We start from the raw sequence: 16849 nt of genomic DNA on the forward strand, positions 1-16849 counted from the left end.
TTCCGTGACCGGTCACAAAAAATTCTCAGTTCGAGGCCGGGCCCCGGCTCAGGACGACCAGGTCGCCCTTCTGGTCCAGCCGGGCGTCGAACACCCTGGCGATGGCGCGGCTGAAGCCGACGGGGTCGTTGGCGGCGAACAGGCCGGCCACCGGCTCGCGCGCCAGGGCCTGGTCGGGGATCTCGATGCGGGTGTCGCTGTAGCGGGCGAAGGCCTCGGCGGCCTCCTTCAGGCTCTCGCCCTCGAAGGCCAGCTTGCCCTCGCGCCAGGCCAGTTCGCGGGTGACCACCGAAGGCGTGATCGGCTGCGGGCGCGGCACGAGGTCGGCCATCACCAGCCGCGTGTTGCCCTCCAGGGCCAGGTTGGTCGTCGGCGCCGTCAGCCGGGGGATCGCCACGTCCACCCGCCCCTGCTGCACCAGAAGGTCGACCGGATCGGCCGCCAGCTTGCGCACCCGAAAGCCCGCCTGGCGGGTGCGCAGCCGCCGTCCGTCCACCTCGACCACGAACGGCCGCTCGTCGCGCGCCACCGAGAAATAGGCCTCGCCCCTGATCAGGGCGACGAACCGCTCGTTCTGACCATAGCGCACGCGGATGCGGCTGTCGGTGTTGAGCAGCACGGTCGAGCCGTCCTTCAGCGGCACGAGCCGGATCTCGCCGCGCCGGGTGCTGGTCACCGCGCCGGCCGCCGGCACGCCCACGGCCAGCGCCGCCAGCGAAGCGGCCGCTCCCGCGCCGCCCGCCCACAGCGCCGCGCGCCGCGACAGCCCGCGCGGCCTTGACGCCGTCGGCTCCCGGAAGTCCGCCGGGTCGTAGTGCGCGCCCAGGGCCTGGGCGGACTCGCTCATCATGAACAGCGACTGGGCGCGCAGCAGCGCGCCCCGGCTGCGGGGGTCGCCCTTCAGCCAGCCTTGAAAAGCCTGGTCTTCCTCCGGAGTCAGCGGCCCACGATCCAGCCGCGCCGTCCAGCTGGACGCCGCTTCGTCAATGTCTCGACTGGTGTCTCGTTCGGCCATCTGGCGAGGCGATCTCCGCATCCACTGTACTAGAGGTTTGGGACCGCTTGTTTCCGCTACGGCCGAACCAATCAATCAAGAACGAAACGCCGCGCGATATGTGCGTCTCGACCGTATTCTCCGAAATCCGCATCCGCTCGGCGATCTGGCGCTGCGAAAGCCCATCCACCCGTCGCAGCACGAAGGCCTCCCGCACCTTGGCCGGCATGGCCGCGATCGCCCGGGCCAGCTGCCGCAGCTCGTCCCTGTCGAGCGCGTGCTGCTCGGGCGAGGCGGCGTCGTCGGGATGATCCAGCCGCTCCAGGTCGCCCACCGCGTGGATCGAGACGATCCTGGCCCGCCGCACGTGCCGCATGATCACCGAGCGCGCCACCTGGAAGAGATAGGCCCGGGGATAACGGATGGTCTCCACCGTCTCCAGCTCGGCCAGGATGGTGTAGGCCTCCTGGATGACGTCCTCGGGATCGACGCCCGCCGGCGTGCTGCGCGACAGCCAGCCGCGCAGGGCCGGCTCGTGCGGCAGGACGTTGCGCACGAACCATCGCTGTCTTTCCCTGTCGGCGCCGGTCATGCCTGTTCCGCTGGCTGGTGGCCTCATAGCGAGTCGGCGCCCTGGCTAGACGCCGATTGTGACAGTCAGTCCCGGGCGCTCGCTGCGCGCGAGTTCAGGTCCGCCGCTGTCGCCGCAACCAGCGGCCGCGCCGCATCCCCGGTCCAGCGCATCAGGGTCAGGTCGGCGGTCTGCCGGCCGTCGACCTTTGCATTGGCCGCCACATAGACGAGGCCGCCGCCGATCGGCTGGAAGCCGACGTCGGCCTTCTGGTTCCAGCCGCGCACGCCGCTGGCCTCGTCCTTCAGGCCCTCGCCGGCCAGCGGCAGCAGCCTGCCCTGCTCCCAGCCCTGACCGCCCGGCCCCGGCACGCCGACCAGGTCGCCGCTCGCCGGCTCGGCCCGCGCGTCGACCGCGAACAGCAGGTAGTTGGGAAAGGCCGGCTTGCCGCCCTGGTAGACGCCCATGAACCAGCGCTTCAGCGTCTCGTCATAGGCCAGGGTCTGCACGCCGAAGCGGGTGTTGCCGGTGCGCACGAACACCTTGTCGCGCGGCGCAGCCGGCCCCTGGTGATGCGGCTCGGCCTCCGACAGCGGCCGGGCCAGCTTCGCCCAGTCGGCGACGTCGTACTGCAGCAGCACCTGGTGGTCGTTGTCGCTCCGGCCCTCGTCGCCATAGATCCCGTAGGCCACGGTCAGGTAGCGCGGGCCGTCGGCGCGCCCGAAGGCCGGCCCGAAGCTCACCCCGTCGATGCCCGAGCAGCCATAGCGATGGTCGCCCGTCCTGGCCGTGTCGCCGTCGAACTTGCCGTCGCCGTTCAGGTCGGCGGCGTAGTCCCTGGCGACCTCGGGCAGGTAGACGGTGCGGAAGAGATCGCTTCTGGCCGCCTCGACGCCCACGCGGTCCAGCCGGGAAACGTCGATCACGGCGATGTAGAAGGCCTGGTCCTTCTTGTACTCCAGCGAGCCGTACAGCCTGCCGTCCTGCGGATTGAAGTCCAGGTCGCCCAGGTGACCGGTCCAGCCGACCAGGGTCCCCACCAGCCTGCCCTCGAAGTCGTACTTCACCAGCAGGTTCGTGAACGAGTAGTAGACGTAGCCGCCCTTCAGATCGACGGCCACGCCCTGCACGTGGCCCGAGGCCCAGGTCCCGCCGTTCTGGGCCAGGGGCGGAACCGGCGGCGCGGCGGCCGCCGGCTGGGCCAGCGCCAGGAGGCCGGCGGCGAGCAGGAGCGAAAGACGCGTCTTCATCATGGGCGGCCCAAGCGCTGGCGGATCGGAAAACCGCCCTCTAGCGGCCGCCCATGACGGTTCGGCGACAGGAGCCCTTCCCGCCTCCAATTCATCGTCATCCCGGCCGTAGCGCAGCGGAGAGCCGGGACCCAGGGGCAAGCGACGGGGCCTTTCCACCGCCTGCCGGCGGCGAACCTGCACGCGGCGCCAGCCCCCTGGGTCCCGGGTCTGCGGTCCGCTACGCGGCCCTCCGCCCGGGATGACGACCTAGGAGCACCACCCCCTCAGTAGAACGCCACGTCGTCGAGCTCGAACCACAACTTGGTTCCCGCCGCGCGCTCGCCCTCGACGCCGACCTGCAGCAGGTCGGTCCCGGTGAAGGCCGGGGCCTCGCCGCGGACCGCGACCGGCTTGAAGGCCGTGAACGGCAGCTCGACGCTCTTCCACTGCGGGCCGGCCTCGACCTTGGTCGTCCAGCGGCCGGCCGCGCCGACCAGCGTCACGACATAGGCCCCGCCGTCGCCGCGCACGGCGAACTTGAGCCCCTTGAAGGCGCTGGCGTCCGCGGGAACCACCGAGCCCCGGGTCAGGGGCAGCAGCACGCCGGCCGAGGCGTCGTCCTTGGTGGCCATGCGCGCGCCGACGCTCAGCACCTTGCCGCCGCCCTCGCGGGTGATGACCTGCGAGACTTCCAGGCTGCGGTCGCGGCCGCCGTCGAAATCGTCCAGCCGCAGGGTGTCGAGGCTGGTGCGGCCGTCGGCGCGCTCGAAGTCGTCGATCAGGGCCGCAGCCTTGACCGCCGGCGGCGTCGGCTTGTCGTTGGCGGCCGAACGCACCGCGCCGGGGCCGAACACCGCCTGGCCGTCGAGGAACACCCGCTCGGTCCTGCGCACGTCCGAGATCGTCTCCCAGGGCTTGCCGGAGACCAGCACGAAGTCGGCCCGCTTGCCGGCTTCCAGCGTGCCGCGGTCGGCGATCAGGTTCATGGCCTTGGCGCTGGTGGCCGTGCCGGCGACCAGCGCCTGGCTCGGTGTCAGGCCCGCCTGCACCAGCAGTTCCAGTTCGCGCAGGGTCGAGGGGCCGTGCGGCGTGCCGGGCATGCCCGCGTCCGTGCCCAGCGCCACCGGCACGCCGGCGTCGAACAGCGCCTTCACGTTGCCCAGCGCGTAGCCGAACTTGCGACGCGACTGAACGTTGCGCGGGCTGTCGGGATCGGCCGGCGGCTTGGCGCCCGGCTTGACCGGCTCGTAGACCGCCAGGGTCGGAGCATAGAACAGGCCCGAGGCCTTGATCGCCGCGATGGTGTCGGCGTCGACCGGCTCGTCCTGCAGGCTGTGGGCGATCACGTCGACGCCGCTGGTCGCCGCCACCTTGCCGCGCTCGACGGTAACGGTGTGCGTCAGGACCTTCAGATTGTGCTTGTGCGCCGCCTCGGTAAGGGCCTTCAGCGTCCAGGCGTCCATGCTGGTGTTGTCGGGCGCCGAGCCATAGCGCCAGCCGTCGGTGAAGGCCTTGATGGCGTCGGGCTTGTAGGCGGCGATCTCGTCGACCGCCAGGCGCGCGCTCTCGGGCGTGTCGACCCAGCGGGTGGTGGCCTGGTCGGCCCAGTCGGCGCCGTGGCCGCCCGGCGTGCTCATCCGCGCGACGAAGTTGACGTGCGGCGCGGTCAGCGTTCCCAGCCAGGCGCGACGCGGCGCAAAGCTTTCCGGCTGCTGGTGGAAGTCGTTCACCGTCGTCACGCCCGAGGCCAGGTAGGCGTCGGCGATCTTCGGGATCACCGCCGGGGCGCCGGCCGGGGTCCAGTGGGTGTGCACGTCGAACAGGCCCGGGATCAGCGCCGCGCCCTTGGCGTCGACGATGGTCGCGCCCTTGGGGGCCTTGACCTTGGGACCGACGGCGAGGATCCGCCCGTCCTTGACCACCAGCGTCCCGCGATAGGGCGCCGCGCCCGTGGCGTCGAAGATCTCGGCGTCGACCACCGCCAGGGGCCTGGTCTGGGCGAAAGCGATCGAGGTGGACAGCGCCGCGGCGCACAGGCCGCCGAGCAGGATGCGGGCGGAACGCGATGTCATGGGGTTTCCCTTGAACTCTTGAAAGGAAGACGCCCCGGGCCGCCGCGTGCGGCGGCCCGGGGGCTTGCGGCGCGGCCTAGAACCGCTTCTTGACGTTGAAGTACCAGTAGCGGCCGTACGGCGTGTAGACCGTGCCGTCGTAGCCGGCCGTGCTCAGCGGCGGCTGCTCGTCGGTGATATTGCGCACCCCGACCCGCAGCTTGGTCTGGTGCTCGGCCACGTCGACCTCGCCGTAGAGGTTGCCGGTCAGGGTCGACTCGACCACCCACGGCTGGCCCGAGGAGTCGATCAGGCCGGTGTCGTCGTAGTCGCCGATGTACTGGGTGAAGCCGCCGACCGTGAAGCGGTCGTAGCGCCAGGTCAGGGCCGCCGACCACTTCCATTCCGGCTTGCCGTTCTGGCGCAGCAAATCACCGCCGCCGGTAATTGTGGTGCCGGCGTTGATCGTGCCGTCCGAGCGGGCCTTCAGCAGCTCGGCGATGCCCGGCGACGGCGACTGGTAGTACTTCAGCAGGTGGGCGACGTTGACGTTCAGGTCGAAGTCGCCGAACCGCTGCGTGCCCAGCTTCCACAGGAAGCCGAAGTCCAGCCCCTCGACCACCTGCGGCTGGAGGTTGGTGTACTTGTCGTTGACGTACAGCACCTGGCCGGCGGCCGTGAGGCCGGTGCCGGCGAAGGCGGCGACGTCGTCGGCCGTCGGGGCGGCGCGCACCACGTTCGGGTTGCTCGAGCCCTGCTGGCGCAGCAGGTAGTCGAGGATCAGGGCGTTACCCTCGCCGAACACGCCGATCAGACCCGTCTGCTTCACCTTCCAGTAGTCGGCGGTGAAGGTGAAGCGGCCGAAGGCGTCGGGCACGAACTTGGGTTCGAAGACCACGCCGTACGACAGGGTTTCGGACTCTTCGGGCTCCAGGTCCGGATTGCCCGCCCGCCGCGCCGTGGTCAGCTGCGAGCGCGAGCACGACGAGAAGGCGCTGATCCGGCCCGACCGCAGGTCGGCCTCGCAGAAGGCGTAGTCGGTGCGGGTGTTCGAGCGCGAGATCACCGAGGCGTTGATCTGCTCCAGGTTCGGGGCGCGGAAGCCCTGCGCCCACGAGCCGCGGAAGCGCACGCCGTCGATCACGTCCCAGGCCAGGGCGACCTTGGGCTTGGCGGTGTCGCCAAAGTCGCTGTAGCGCTCGTAGCGGCCGGCCAGCTGGCCCTCCAGGCGATGGACCAGCGGGATCGACATCTCCGGCGAGACCAGCGGCACGGCCAGTTCCAGATAGGCCGAGCCCACCGTGCGGTGGCCCTTGGTGTCGGGGTTGATGCTGGAATTGATCAGGTCGCTCAGCACCGCCCCGCTGACCGGGTCGGTGAAGGTGGTCGTGCCGTCGATGCGGCTGTCGCGATCGTCCAGCTGGGTCTCGCGGCGGAACTCGACGCCCGAGGCGATGCCCAGGTCGCCGCCCGGCAGGGTCAAGAGGTCGGGCCGCGAGACCTTGAAGTCCCATAGCGCAAGCGTGCTCTTGGTGCGGCGGATGGTCTTGACGCGGATGGCGTCGATCGCCGCCTGGCTGTTGCGGGTGCTGTCTGCGCCGCTGGTGTAGGTCAGGTCCGAGCCGTTGAAGACGTTGTAGGCGTCGGGCGTCGACAGGGCGAGCTGGGCATAGAGCTTGGTGGTCGAGATGTTGTCGGCCACGTCCCTCGCGGTGGCCTCGGAGTAGACGAAGGCCGACTCCCAGTCGAAGCCGAACTTCTCGCCGCGCAGGCCGCCCAGCACGCGGTACTGCTTGTTGGTGACGTCCACCTGGGTGAGGCCGAGATCCGCGAAGGTGTAGCCGCGCAGGGTCACGGCCAGGCCCGAAGCCGGGACGTTCAGGTTGGGCAGGCGGTTGGGGTTGACCGAACCGTTGGCGAAGACGGTCGGGCCGAACGGGTTCCAGTAGTTGCTGGCCGGGATGGTGATCACGCCCGACGACAGGGTCGAGATCGGCGCCTGCCCAGCGTTGGTCTTGGCGTGGTAGATTCCCAGCTCGCCGAAGGCGGTGACGCTGTCGTTGATCTCGTACTTGCCGGTGGCGAACAGGTTGGCGCGCTTGACCGACGGGATCACGGTCGTGCCCAGCGAGGCCGCGTCGAAGCGCAGGTCGCGATCCACGCCCGAGGTCGCCAGCGCCCCGTCGTCGATGCACAGGCCATTGCCGATGTTCAGTTGGCAGCCCGAGAAGGTGGTCGGCTGGATGTGGAAGTAGCCGGCGCTGCTGGTCAGGGCCGTGGTCCCCTGGCGCACCGTGCCGAAGCTGGCCGGCGTCTGCAGATAGGCCCAGGGCGTGGTCGTGCCGCGGCCGTCCAGGCTGGTGGCGCCGGCGAAGCGGGTGTCGGCGAACAGCGCGCGGCGGTCGGCCGAGGCGGTGTAGGCCTGCTCGTAGGAACGCAGGTGCGAGCGCTCGTCATAGGAGAAGAAGGCGCTGACATTGCCGCGGCCGCCCGCGAAGTTGTGGCCGCCATAGGCGTTGAAATTGTACTCCTTGAGGTTCGTGCCCTCGGCGAAGCCGTACTGGGCCGCGACGTTCAGGCCCTCCAGGTCGTCGCGCAGCACGGTGTTGACCACGCCGGCCACCGCGTCGGCGCCGTAGATGGCCGCCGCCCCGTCGCGCAGCACCTCCAGGCGGCGCAGCCCCGTCACCGGAATGGCGTTGGAGTTGTAGGTCAGCACCGGCACCAGGTTGTCGTTGGCCTGGCTGGTCGGGTGGGTCACCACCCGGCGGCCGTTCAGCAGCACCAGGGTGTTGCCGATGCCCAGGTTGCGCAGGTTCACCGAGCCGACGTCGCCGCGGGCGCTGTTGCTGGTGCCCGGCAGGTACTGCGAGTTGAAGTTGACGTCGCCCATCTGCGGGATCGAGCGGAACAGATCATCGCCCGAGACGGCGGCGGTGGCCTGGATCTGCTCCTCGCCGACCACCGTCACCGGCAGGGCGGCGTTGACCTTGGCGCCCTTGATCTGCGAGCCGACGACGGTGATCTCCTCGACGGTCGCGGCCTCGCCCTCCTGGGCGAAGGCGTGCGCCGACAGGACGGCGGCGCAGAGAGTCGTGGTCGCCAGCAGGGCGACGCGTAGGCGAGTGTTCATGGTATCCCCTCCAGAACTGCGACCCGACGCTCCCCGCCGCCCGAGCGCGCCCGCAATCCACATTTCAGGAAATGCCGGCGCGTCGTCCCGATGCTGACGAAACGAACAGGTCGTGCCGGTTGATTGCCGGCGCCGGCCAATTCCCACTGAATCGATGGGAATTGAATTCGAGAATTTCTGAACCGTCTGCGACCAAGTTTGCCGCCGATCCGTCAAAAAATGGGTTGGAACGGCAATTTTCCCCACACGGCGTTCAGGCCGAACGCCAGCGCCGACAGGGCTGCGAGGCGTTTTGTCGGTCCCGGCGCCCCTGATGGCCGACGGCGGGAACCGGCTGTCGCCGTCGCCGTGCGCATAAAATCAAACAGCGTTATCCGAGTTGCCGGTGTGATGATCAGCACATTCCGGAAACCTCCGGTCGGCGCCCTGAAATGTGGCGGGCGTATACGAAGAAGGCCCGCAAAGCCCTTCCTCGCCCCCTCCCCCATTGCCGAACCGATCCGCCTGATCAACGCTGAACCGCGGCCAAAACCGCTGTTCAGTCTAGTATTCGCGTTCCAACAATAAGAACACGATTAGGGCGGACCCCAAGAAGGAGCCATCAGTCATGCATTGACTATGCGGAGAGGGGCACTAGTGAACAATAATCTCAAAAAAATCCTGACTGCGAGCATTTCGACTCTGTCGATTGCTCTGGGTACTTCGACCATCGCGCACGCGGCCGAGCCCGCGCCTGATCCTTCCGTCGAACTCGACACCGTCATCGTCACCGGCACGCGCCAGACCGGCCTGCGGGTCGCCGACAGCCCGGCCCCCGTCCAGGTGGTCGACACCGCCACCCTCGAGCGCACCGGCCAGGTCGACCTGCGCCTGGGCCTGGCCAACCTGGTGCCGTCGTTCAACGCCCAGGCCTTCGGCGGCGACACCGCCAACCTGACCCTGTCGGCGCGCCTGCGCGGCCTGTCGCCGAACCAGGCCCTGGTGCTGATCAACGGCAAGCGCCGCCACACCACCGGCAACTTCGCCGTGCTGTCGGGTCCCTACCAGGGCGCGGCGGCCGCCGACCTCGGCTTCATCCCCATGGCCTCGATCGGTCGGATCGAGGTGCTGACCGACGGCGCCGCAGCCCAGTACGGCACCGACGCCATCGCCGGCGTCGTCAACATCATCCTGAAGAAGTCGGAGTCGGGCGGCGCGATCTCGGCCACCGGCGGCGAGTACTTCGACGGCGGCGGCAAGACCGCCTCGTTCTCGGCCAACCTGGGCACGGCCCCCACCGAGAACAGCTATCTGAACTTCACGGTCGAGAGCAAATACCACGGCTTCTCCAACCGCGGCCTGCCCGACCAGCGGGTCTACAACCCCGCCAGCCCCAGCTACTCGGCCGCCAACAACGCCGTCGAGAGCCAGATCAAGGGCTACCCGAACCTGAACCTGATCTCGGGCGACGCCGAGTACCGGATGCACGTCCTGGCCTTCAACGGCGGCGTCGAGCTGCCCGGCGACTTCGAGGTCTATTCGTTCGGCACCTACGGCCACAAGGACGCCTCGGCCTACGAGAACTACCGCCGCTACAACCGCGTGCAGGGCAAGATGGGCGCGGCCGACCGTCCGTTCCCCAACGGCTTCAGCCCGCGCGAACGGATCATCGAGGACGACTACGCCATGACGCTGGGCCTGTCCGGCGTCGTCGCGGGCTGGAACTTCGACCTCAGCGCCACCTACGGCAAGGACGACATCGAGGTCCGCGTCGAGGACTCGGCCAACGCCAGCCTCTACACCGACACCTCGACTCTCACGACCAAGGGCTTCACCCCCACCTCGTTCCACGCCGGCAGCTGGCAGACCACCCAGTGGACCAACAACCTGGACCTGTCCCGCGGCTTCGACGTGGGCCTGGCCACGCCGCTGGACGTGGCGGTGGGCATCGAGCAGCGTCGTGACACCTACGCGATCGGCGCCGGCGACGCGGCCTCGACCTACAAGGAAGGCTCGCAGTCCTATCCGGGCTTCTCCAAGACCGACGCCGGCGGCCACAGCCGCACCAGCTGGGCGCTCTACACCGATCTGGCCGTCTCGCCGATCACGCCGTGGAAGGTCGACGTGGCCCTGCGCTACGAAGACTTCAGCGACTTCGGCGACACCACGGTCGGCAAGCTGACCAGCCGCTACGACTTCAACGAGATGTTCGCCGTCCGCGGCACGGTCAGCACGGGCTTCCGCGCCCCGACCCTGGCGGAGTCGTTCTACTCGGCCACCAACGTCTCGCCGACCTCGGCCTTCGTGCAGCTGGCCCCCAACTCGGCCGCCGCCGCCTTGCTGGGCATCGAGAAGCTGAAGCCGGAGAAGTCGACCAACTTCAGCGTCGGCGTCGTGGCCCACCCGATCCCGAAACTGACGGCCACGATCGACGCCTACCGCATCAAGCTGGAAGACCGCATCTTCGGCTCCAGCTCGGTCTACGGCCTGCGCAACGGCGTGGTGGTGAACCCGAACGTCAACGCCGCCATCGCCGCCAACGGCAACATCCTCGACAGCACCGTCACCAGCACCGGCATCAACATCTTCTCCAACGGCCTCGACACCCGCACCACGGGCGTCGACGTGGTGGTGTCCTATCCGACCGACCTGGGCGACTGGGGCCGCATCGACTGGACCCTGAGCGGCAACTACAACAAGACCAAGATCACCAAGGTGAAGTCCGCGCCGGCCGCTCTGGGCGTGACCAGCACGGCCTTCCCCAGCGGCCAGGTCCTGTTCGCCGGCAACGCCGCCTCGCTGCTCGAGACCGCCGCGCCGAAGTACAAGATCGGCCTCAACGGCCTCTACAGCTTCGGCCCGCTCACCGTCAGCCTGACCGAGACCTTCTACGGCAAGGCCTCGGCCCTGGCCGACCCGGGCACCGGTCCGCTGCTCAACACCGTGGTCAGCGCCACCGCGCTCACCGACCTGGAGGTCTCCTACAAGTTCCCGGGTGGCGTGGTGGCCGCGGTCGGCGCCAACAACCTGTTCAACGAGTATCCGGACAAGTTCTCGGCCGCCTTCCAGTCGGCCTGCGTCGCCTCCGGCGGCGGCTGCGTCACCCAGTATCCCGCGTTCTCGCCGTTCGGGATCAACGGCGGCTACTACTACGGGCGCCTGACCTACACCTTCTAGGCCGCCCTTCCATCGCACCGGAAAGAGGGGAGTCGGGCGTCCGCCCGGCTCCTTTTTCCGAAGGCGATTCCACGGGGCGCGCTCGCCGCGCCCCAACTTCGCCCAAGCCGCGATCACGGCGCCCAAGCGGGCGGCACAACGCCGTTCCGCGACCGGTCGCCCGCCCTCGCCGGCTTAAAGGGATTGCCCCGCCAGGACGGGGATTTCGAGATGGACCCGCCGCCGAAACATCCGGCAGGCGGGCATGAGAGCACGGGGTGGCGTATGGACGGTCGAGCAAGTTCGGCATCTGGCGCGGTTCTGACGCGCCGACGGTTTTTCGAGAGTCTCGCGGCCTATGGCGGGGTGTCGCTGGCCATGGCCGGCATGGACGCCCTGGGCTACGGCTTCGCCTCGGCCCAGGCCGCCCCGCCCCCGCTGGAGGGCGGCGGCAAGGGGATCAAGGTCGTGGTGCTGGGCGCGGGCCTGGCGGGCCTGACCGCCGCCTATGAACTGACCAAGCACGGCTACGAGGTGCAGGTGCTGGAGGCCCGCGACTTCGCCGGCGGCCGCTGCCAGACCGCCCGCAAGGGCTTCCGCCACGTCGACCTGCTGGGCAACGACCAGACCTGCCAGTTCGACGAGGGCCTCTACATCAACCACGGCCCCTGGCGGATCCCGTACCACCACCGCTCGACCCTGCACTACACCAAGCTTCTGGGCGTGCCGCTGGAGAGCTTCGTCAACGACAACGACGCCGCCTATGTCTATTTCGAGAAGGGCGAGGGCCCGCTGAAGGGCAAGCCGGTGCGCAAGGGCGAGATCGCCGCCGACGCCCGCGGCCACGCCGCCGAGCTGATGGCCAAGGTCGCCTCCAAGGGCGGGCTGGACAGCGCCATCACCGCGCAGGACCGCGACCTCTTCATCGCCTATATGGTCAACGAGGGCCGCCTGTCAGCCACGGACCTGGCCTATACCGGCACCGACGGCCGCGGCTTCGACGTGCATCCCGGCGCCGGCGTCTCGCCCGGCCCCGGCAAGCCCTCGACCCCGCGCAGCATGGCCGACGTGCTGCATTCGGGCGCCTGGCGCACCCTGACCTCGGTGGCCGGCTACGAGCAGCAGCGCACCATGCTCCAGCCGATCGGCGGCATGGACCAGCTGGCCAAGGCCTTCGAGCGCAAGGTCGCCGACAAGATCAGCTATTCCTGCGTCGTCGAGACGATCGGCCAGGACGCCAAGGGCGTGAAGATCGGCTATCGCGACGCGGCCGGAAAGAAAGCAGAGGTCGTCGCCGACTACTGCATCTGCACCATCCCGCTCAGCGTGCTGCGCAGCGTCGAGCTGCAGGCCTCCAAGCCGTTCAAGGCGGCGATGGAGGGCGTGGCCTACGCGCCGGTCAACAAGATCGGCCTGCAGATGAAGCGCCGCTTCTGGGAAGAGGACCACTTCATCTACGGCGGCCACATCTACAACGACATGCCCGGCATCGGCACGATCAGCCTGCCCTCGACCGGCTGGCAGTCGCAGAAGGGCGTGCTGCTGGGCTACTACTCGTTCGGCGGCGAGGCCGCGCGCATCAGCGCCAAGAGCCCGGCCGAGCGCGCCGCCTTCGCCGTGGCCGGCGGCCAGAAGGTGTTCCCCGAGTACGCCGACAGCTACGAGAACGCCTTCTCGTTCTGCTGGCACCTGGCCGAGCACAATCTGGGCGGCTGGGCCGAATGGGGCGAGGAAGGCCGCAAGACCGCCTACCCCGTCCTGTGCGAGCCCGACGGCCGCCTGTACCTGGCCGGCGAGCACCTCAGCTATCTCGGCGGCTGGCAGGCCGGGGCCATCGAGTCGGCCTGGCAGCAGATCGCCAAGCTGCACGCCCGCGTCCGCGCCGCGTGACGACCCTCTTCCAGACCTTCGGAGACCTGATGCTTCGCCACGCTTTCCCGGCGCTCGCCGCCCTCGGCCTGGTCGCCGGCGCCGCCTCGCCCGCCCTCGCCGCCCCGCCCGGACAGACCCTCTACGCCGACAACTGCTCGGCCTGTCACCAGGTCACCGGCAAGGGCGTCAAGGGCGCCTTCCCGGCCCTGGCCGGCTCGCCCCTGGTGCAGGGCGACGGCAAGGCCATGGCCAATGTCGTACTCAACGGCCGGGCCGGCATGCCCGCCTTCAAGGACGACCTGTCCGACGCCGAGCTGACCGGCCTGCTGAACTATGTCCGCACCGCCTGGGGCAACAAGGGCAGGCCCGTCAGCTTCGCCGACGTCTCCGGCGTCCGCGCCCAGTCCAAGGCCGGCGCCAAGGCCCGCGGCTTGCAGGCCCACTAGAACCCGTAAAACCGCCCAATCCCCGCGAAGGCGGGACCCAAGCCGACTTTCAGGATGAAGCAACCCCGAACCAGTTCCCCAATCCGCTTGGATCCCCGCCTTCGCGGGGAAACTCGGAAAAAGGGGCTTCCGTTTCGAGACGACCTTTCGCCCCATAAGAACAACCAAGGAGCCGCCCCATGAAACGCCTCGCCCTCGCCCTCGTCGCGACCGCCGCCGTCGCCACGCCCGCCCTGGCCCAGGAGATCGTCCGCGGCGGCGACCCCAAGTCGGCCATCGCCAGCGTCGTCACCGTGCCGGCCGGCTACGACACCATCTATGTCAGCGGCATGACCCCGCCGGTGGTCGACGCCAACGCCACGGGCGTGGCCAAGTTCGGCGACACCAAGACCCAGACCATCGGCGTCATCAAGCGCCTGGAAGACGCGCTCAAGAGCCAGGGCGCCAGCCTGTCGGACGTGGTGATGATGCGCGTGCTGCTGGTCGGCGACCCGGCCAAGGACGGCAAGATGGACTTCGCCGGCATGATGGAGGGCTACAAGACCTTCTTCGGCACCGCCGAGCAGCCCAACAAGCCCTCGCGCATCACCAGCCAGGTCACCGCCCTGGTCGCCGACGGCATGCTGGTCGAGATCGAGGTCCAGGCCGCCCGCAAGCCGAAGAAGTAGCCGCGGCCGGCCAAGAAAGGGCCGGGAAACGCAAGCGCTCCGGGCGGTTTGGCGGCATGATCGCCCGATCGTCCGGACGCTGCGAGGAAGGCCGACCCGATGAGCTGCACCCACCTGTCGACCATCGTCGTCGTGACGCCCAGCGCCGACGGCTGCGAGGAATGCCTCAAGACCGGCGGCTGGTGGGTGCACCTGCGCCTGTGCCGCGCCTGCGGCCACGTCGGCTGCTGCGACCAGTCGCCCAGCCGCCACGCCAGCGCCCACTTCGCCGCTGCCCAGCACCCGATCATCGAAGGCTACGACCCGCCCGAGGGCTGGGGCTGGTGCTATGTCGACGAGGTGATGTTCGACCTCACCGCCTACAAGACGCCCCACCCGCGCCCGATCAAGCGCTGGGTCGAGGGGTAGAGGCTGGCCTCAATTGGCGTGCAAAGAAACGTGTCATCCCGGCCGGAGGAGCGCGTCAGCGATCCGTAGAGCCGGGATCTCCCACGTCGGCAGGTTCGAAAACTGTGGGAGATCCCGGCGCTCCGCTGCGCTGCGGCCGGGATGACAACTGCTATAAGCTATTGAAACAGATAACCCATTGCCCTCGGCCAATTCAGTACCGGCCCTAGGCCGTAGCGCCTTCGCGCTCATGAGTGCTACAGCCCCCGCCCGCAACTCACTCCGCAATTCGAGACAAGCTGGCGATGATTCAACCTGGCGCGACCTTCAAGGACAACCTTCAGCAACTGCCGGCCATCGAGGGGATCAGCCGCATCGACCTCGTCGATCCCGCCGGCGCCGTCGTCGCCAGCATCGAGAACCAGCCGGGCAAGCAGGGCTCGCTGGCCGTCTACAACTATCTGAAGCAGGCGTTCGGCGCTCTGGACGCCAAGGCCGCCGAGCACGGCCTGGCCGTCTTCGCCGAGCACACGGCGGACGCCCGCCAGCGCCCCGGCGCGCACCCGAACGTCGACCGTCTGCTGGCCATCGTCGACGGCGGCGCGCCGCTGACCATCGAGGTGGTCGCCGGCTGATCCGAACCAGGGGCGCCGCCGCGGCGTCCCTACCCGGCCCGCAGGGCCTCCAGGTCGCGGTGGATCGCCGAGACCACCACCGAGCCCTCGCCCACCCCGGCCGCCACCCGCTTGATCGAGCCCGAGCGCACGTCGCCGACGGCGTAGACGCCCGGCCGTTCGGTCTCGTAGGCCGATCGGGCGCCGGGCGCGCGGCCGCTCTCGCCGGTCAGGACGAAACCGCTCTCGTCCAGGTCGATGCAGCCGCGCAGCCAGTCGGTGTTGGGCGCCGCGCCGATCATCACGAACAGGGCCCCGGCGTCGACCACCGTCTCCTGGCCGGTGCGATGGTTGGTCCAGCCGATCCGGTTCAGGGTGCGCTCGCCCTCCAGGCGGGTGACCTCGCAGAACGGGTGCAGGGTGATGCGGGCCGAGCCCTCGATGCGCTGGACCAGATAGTCCGACATCGTCGCCGCCAGCCCCTCGCCGCGCACCAGCATGTGCACGTGGCCGACGGTGCGCGACAGGAACATCGCCGCCTGGCCGGCCGAGTTGCCCCCGCCGACCACCACCACCGCCTGACCCCGGCAGAGGTCCGACTCCATGGCCGTGGCCGCGTAGTGGATGGCCTGGCCATCGAAGCGGCCGTAGCCCTCGACGTCCAGCTTGCGGTAGCGGGCGCCCGAGGCGATCACCACCGCCCGCGCCAGCAAGGTCTGGCCGTCCTCCAGCTTCAGGCGGTAGGGGCGCTTTTCGCACTCGACCCCGACCACGGCCCGCGACACGGCCAGCCGCGCGCCGAACTTCTGGGCCTGCACCTGGGCGCGGCCGGCCAGGGCCTGGCCCGATATGCCGGTGGGAAAGCCCAGATAGTTCTCGATCTTCGAACTGGCCCCGGCCTGGCCGCCGGGCGCCAGCCCTTCCAGGATCACCGTCGCCAGGCCCTCGGACGCGGCGTAGGTCGCCGCCGACAGGCCCGCCGGCCCGGCCCCCACCACCGCCACGTCGAACACCGCCTGTGGGTCGAAGCGCTCGGTCATGCCCAGGCGGTCGGCCAGGGCCATGGTGTCGGGATTGAGCAGCAGGTTGCGGTCGGGCAGCACCACCGCCGGCAGGTCGGCCACGTCCAGGCCGTGACGGCCCATGCAGCCGGAGGCGGCCTCGTCGTTCTCCACGTCGACCAGCCGCAGCGGATAGCCGTTGCGCACGGCGAAGCGCTCGATGCGCAGGGTGTCGGGATCGTCGGGCCGGCCGATCAGCACGATCCCCGCCTCGCCGTGATGCAGGAACCCCATGCGGCGCAGGATGAAGGCCCGCATGACGATCTCGCCGATGTCGGGCTCGGCCGCCATCATCCGCGGCACGTCCCTGTTGGCCACCCGCACCACCCGGCCGTCGGTCTGGGCCCGGGCGCTGACCAGCAGGGCGCGGGCGTTGATCTGGTCGAGCTCGCCGCTGAACTGGCCCGGGCCGTGGACGGTGAGGATCTCGTCGTCGCCCTCCTCGCCGCTGCGAGTGATGCCGACCTGCCCTTCCAGCACCAGGAAGAAGTCGGCGCGCCGGTCGCCACGGCGGAACAGCACCTGCCCCTGCGCGATCGCCTCCTCGACGCCGTAGCCCGAGAGGCGTCGCACCATCTCGGGCGACAGCACGGGAAAGATCTGGGCGGTGCGGGCGTAGGGGTCGTCGGCGGCGAGCGGCTTGGTCGCGATGATATCGGTCACGGCGGGCCTCCTGGCGGTCCTT

Annotated in this window: 13 protein-coding genes; 7 read left to right on the forward strand and 6 right to left on the reverse strand. The window is 69.5% G+C overall.

Annotated elements, in window-relative coordinates:
• Positions 1–25: 25 nt before the first annotated feature.
• The 3 genes from G5B46_RS05055 to G5B46_RS05065 form a co-directional block, all read right to left on the reverse strand.
• Entirely contained in the window at positions 26–1015 is a 990-nt protein-coding gene (locus G5B46_RS05055) for a FecR domain-containing protein (protein ID WP_165256737.1), read from the reverse strand.
• Positions 984–1586 carry a sigma-70 family RNA polymerase sigma factor gene (locus tag G5B46_RS05060; protein ID WP_116487981.1) on the reverse strand — a complete coding sequence of 201 codons (603 nt, stop codon included), beginning with the start codon at positions 1584–1586 and terminating at the stop codon, positions 984–986. Before G5B46_RS05060 ends, G5B46_RS05055 begins: the two co-directional genes overlap by 32 nt.
• Positions 1587–1651: 65 nt before the next feature.
• Positions 1652–2815, reverse strand: coding sequence for a hypothetical protein (locus tag G5B46_RS05065; protein WP_205691499.1), 1164 nt, complete (start codon positions 2813–2815; stop codon positions 1652–1654).
• A 53-nt stretch (positions 2816–2868) separates the two neighbouring features.
• On the opposite strand from G5B46_RS05065, the gene G5B46_RS05070 reads away from it, so the two are divergent.
• Positions 2869–3060: a hypothetical protein gene (locus G5B46_RS05070; RefSeq protein ID WP_165256741.1), complete on the forward strand. Its 192-nt coding sequence runs from the start codon at positions 2869–2871 to the stop codon at positions 3058–3060.
• Between the two features lie 21 nt (positions 3061–3081).
• Here the strand turns inward: G5B46_RS05070 and G5B46_RS05075 are convergent, their stop codons facing one another.
• Positions 3082–4869, reverse strand: a complete 1788-nt coding sequence (locus tag G5B46_RS05075) for an amidohydrolase family protein (protein ID WP_165256743.1) — start codon at positions 4867–4869, stop codon at positions 3082–3084.
• Between the two features lie 76 nt (positions 4870–4945).
• Positions 4946–7981: a TonB-dependent receptor gene (locus G5B46_RS05080; RefSeq protein WP_165256745.1), complete on the reverse strand. Its 3036-nt coding sequence runs from the start codon at positions 7979–7981 to the stop codon at positions 4946–4948.
• A 636-nt stretch (positions 7982–8617) separates the two neighbouring features.
• Here G5B46_RS05080 and G5B46_RS05085 point away from each other — a divergent pair.
• The 6 genes from G5B46_RS05085 to G5B46_RS05110 all read left to right on the forward strand — a co-directional run bounded on the left by G5B46_RS05085 (position 8618) and on the right by G5B46_RS05110 (position 15124).
• Positions 8618–11137, forward strand: a complete 2520-nt coding sequence (locus G5B46_RS05085; protein WP_346764871.1) for a TonB-dependent receptor — start codon at positions 8618–8620, stop codon at positions 11135–11137.
• Positions 11138–11401: 264 nt separating this feature from the next.
• Positions 11402–13006, forward strand: a complete 1605-nt coding sequence (locus G5B46_RS05090; protein WP_165256747.1) for a flavin monoamine oxidase family protein — start codon at positions 11402–11404, stop codon at positions 13004–13006.
• 29 nt (positions 13007–13035) lie between these two features.
• Complete coding sequence (locus G5B46_RS05095; protein WP_165256749.1) at positions 13036–13434, forward strand: cytochrome c; 399 nt, start codon at positions 13036–13038, stop codon at positions 13432–13434.
• Between the two features lie 179 nt (positions 13435–13613).
• A complete protein-coding gene (locus G5B46_RS05100; RefSeq protein ID WP_165256751.1) occupies positions 13614–14102 on the forward strand; it encodes a RidA family protein in 489 nt (162 codons plus the stop codon).
• A gap of 99 nt (positions 14103–14201) precedes the next feature.
• Entirely contained in the window at positions 14202–14510 is a 309-nt protein-coding gene (locus tag G5B46_RS05105; RefSeq protein ID WP_165256753.1) for a UBP-type zinc finger domain-containing protein, read from the forward strand.
• A gap of 284 nt (positions 14511–14794) precedes the next feature.
• Positions 14795–15124, forward strand: a complete 330-nt coding sequence (locus G5B46_RS05110) for a DUF2322 family protein (RefSeq protein WP_165256755.1) — start codon at positions 14795–14797, stop codon at positions 15122–15124.
• Positions 15125–15153: 29 nt separating this feature from the next.
• Here the strand turns inward: G5B46_RS05110 and G5B46_RS05115 are convergent, their stop codons facing one another.
• Positions 15154–16827, reverse strand: a complete 1674-nt coding sequence (locus tag G5B46_RS05115; protein WP_205691500.1) for an FAD-dependent oxidoreductase — start codon at positions 16825–16827, stop codon at positions 15154–15156.
• Between the last annotated feature and the right edge of the window lie 22 nt (positions 16828–16849).

It is taken from the genome of Caulobacter sp. 602-2 (assembly GCF_011043625.1).
Lineage (GTDB): Bacteria > Pseudomonadota > Alphaproteobacteria > Caulobacterales > Caulobacteraceae > Caulobacter.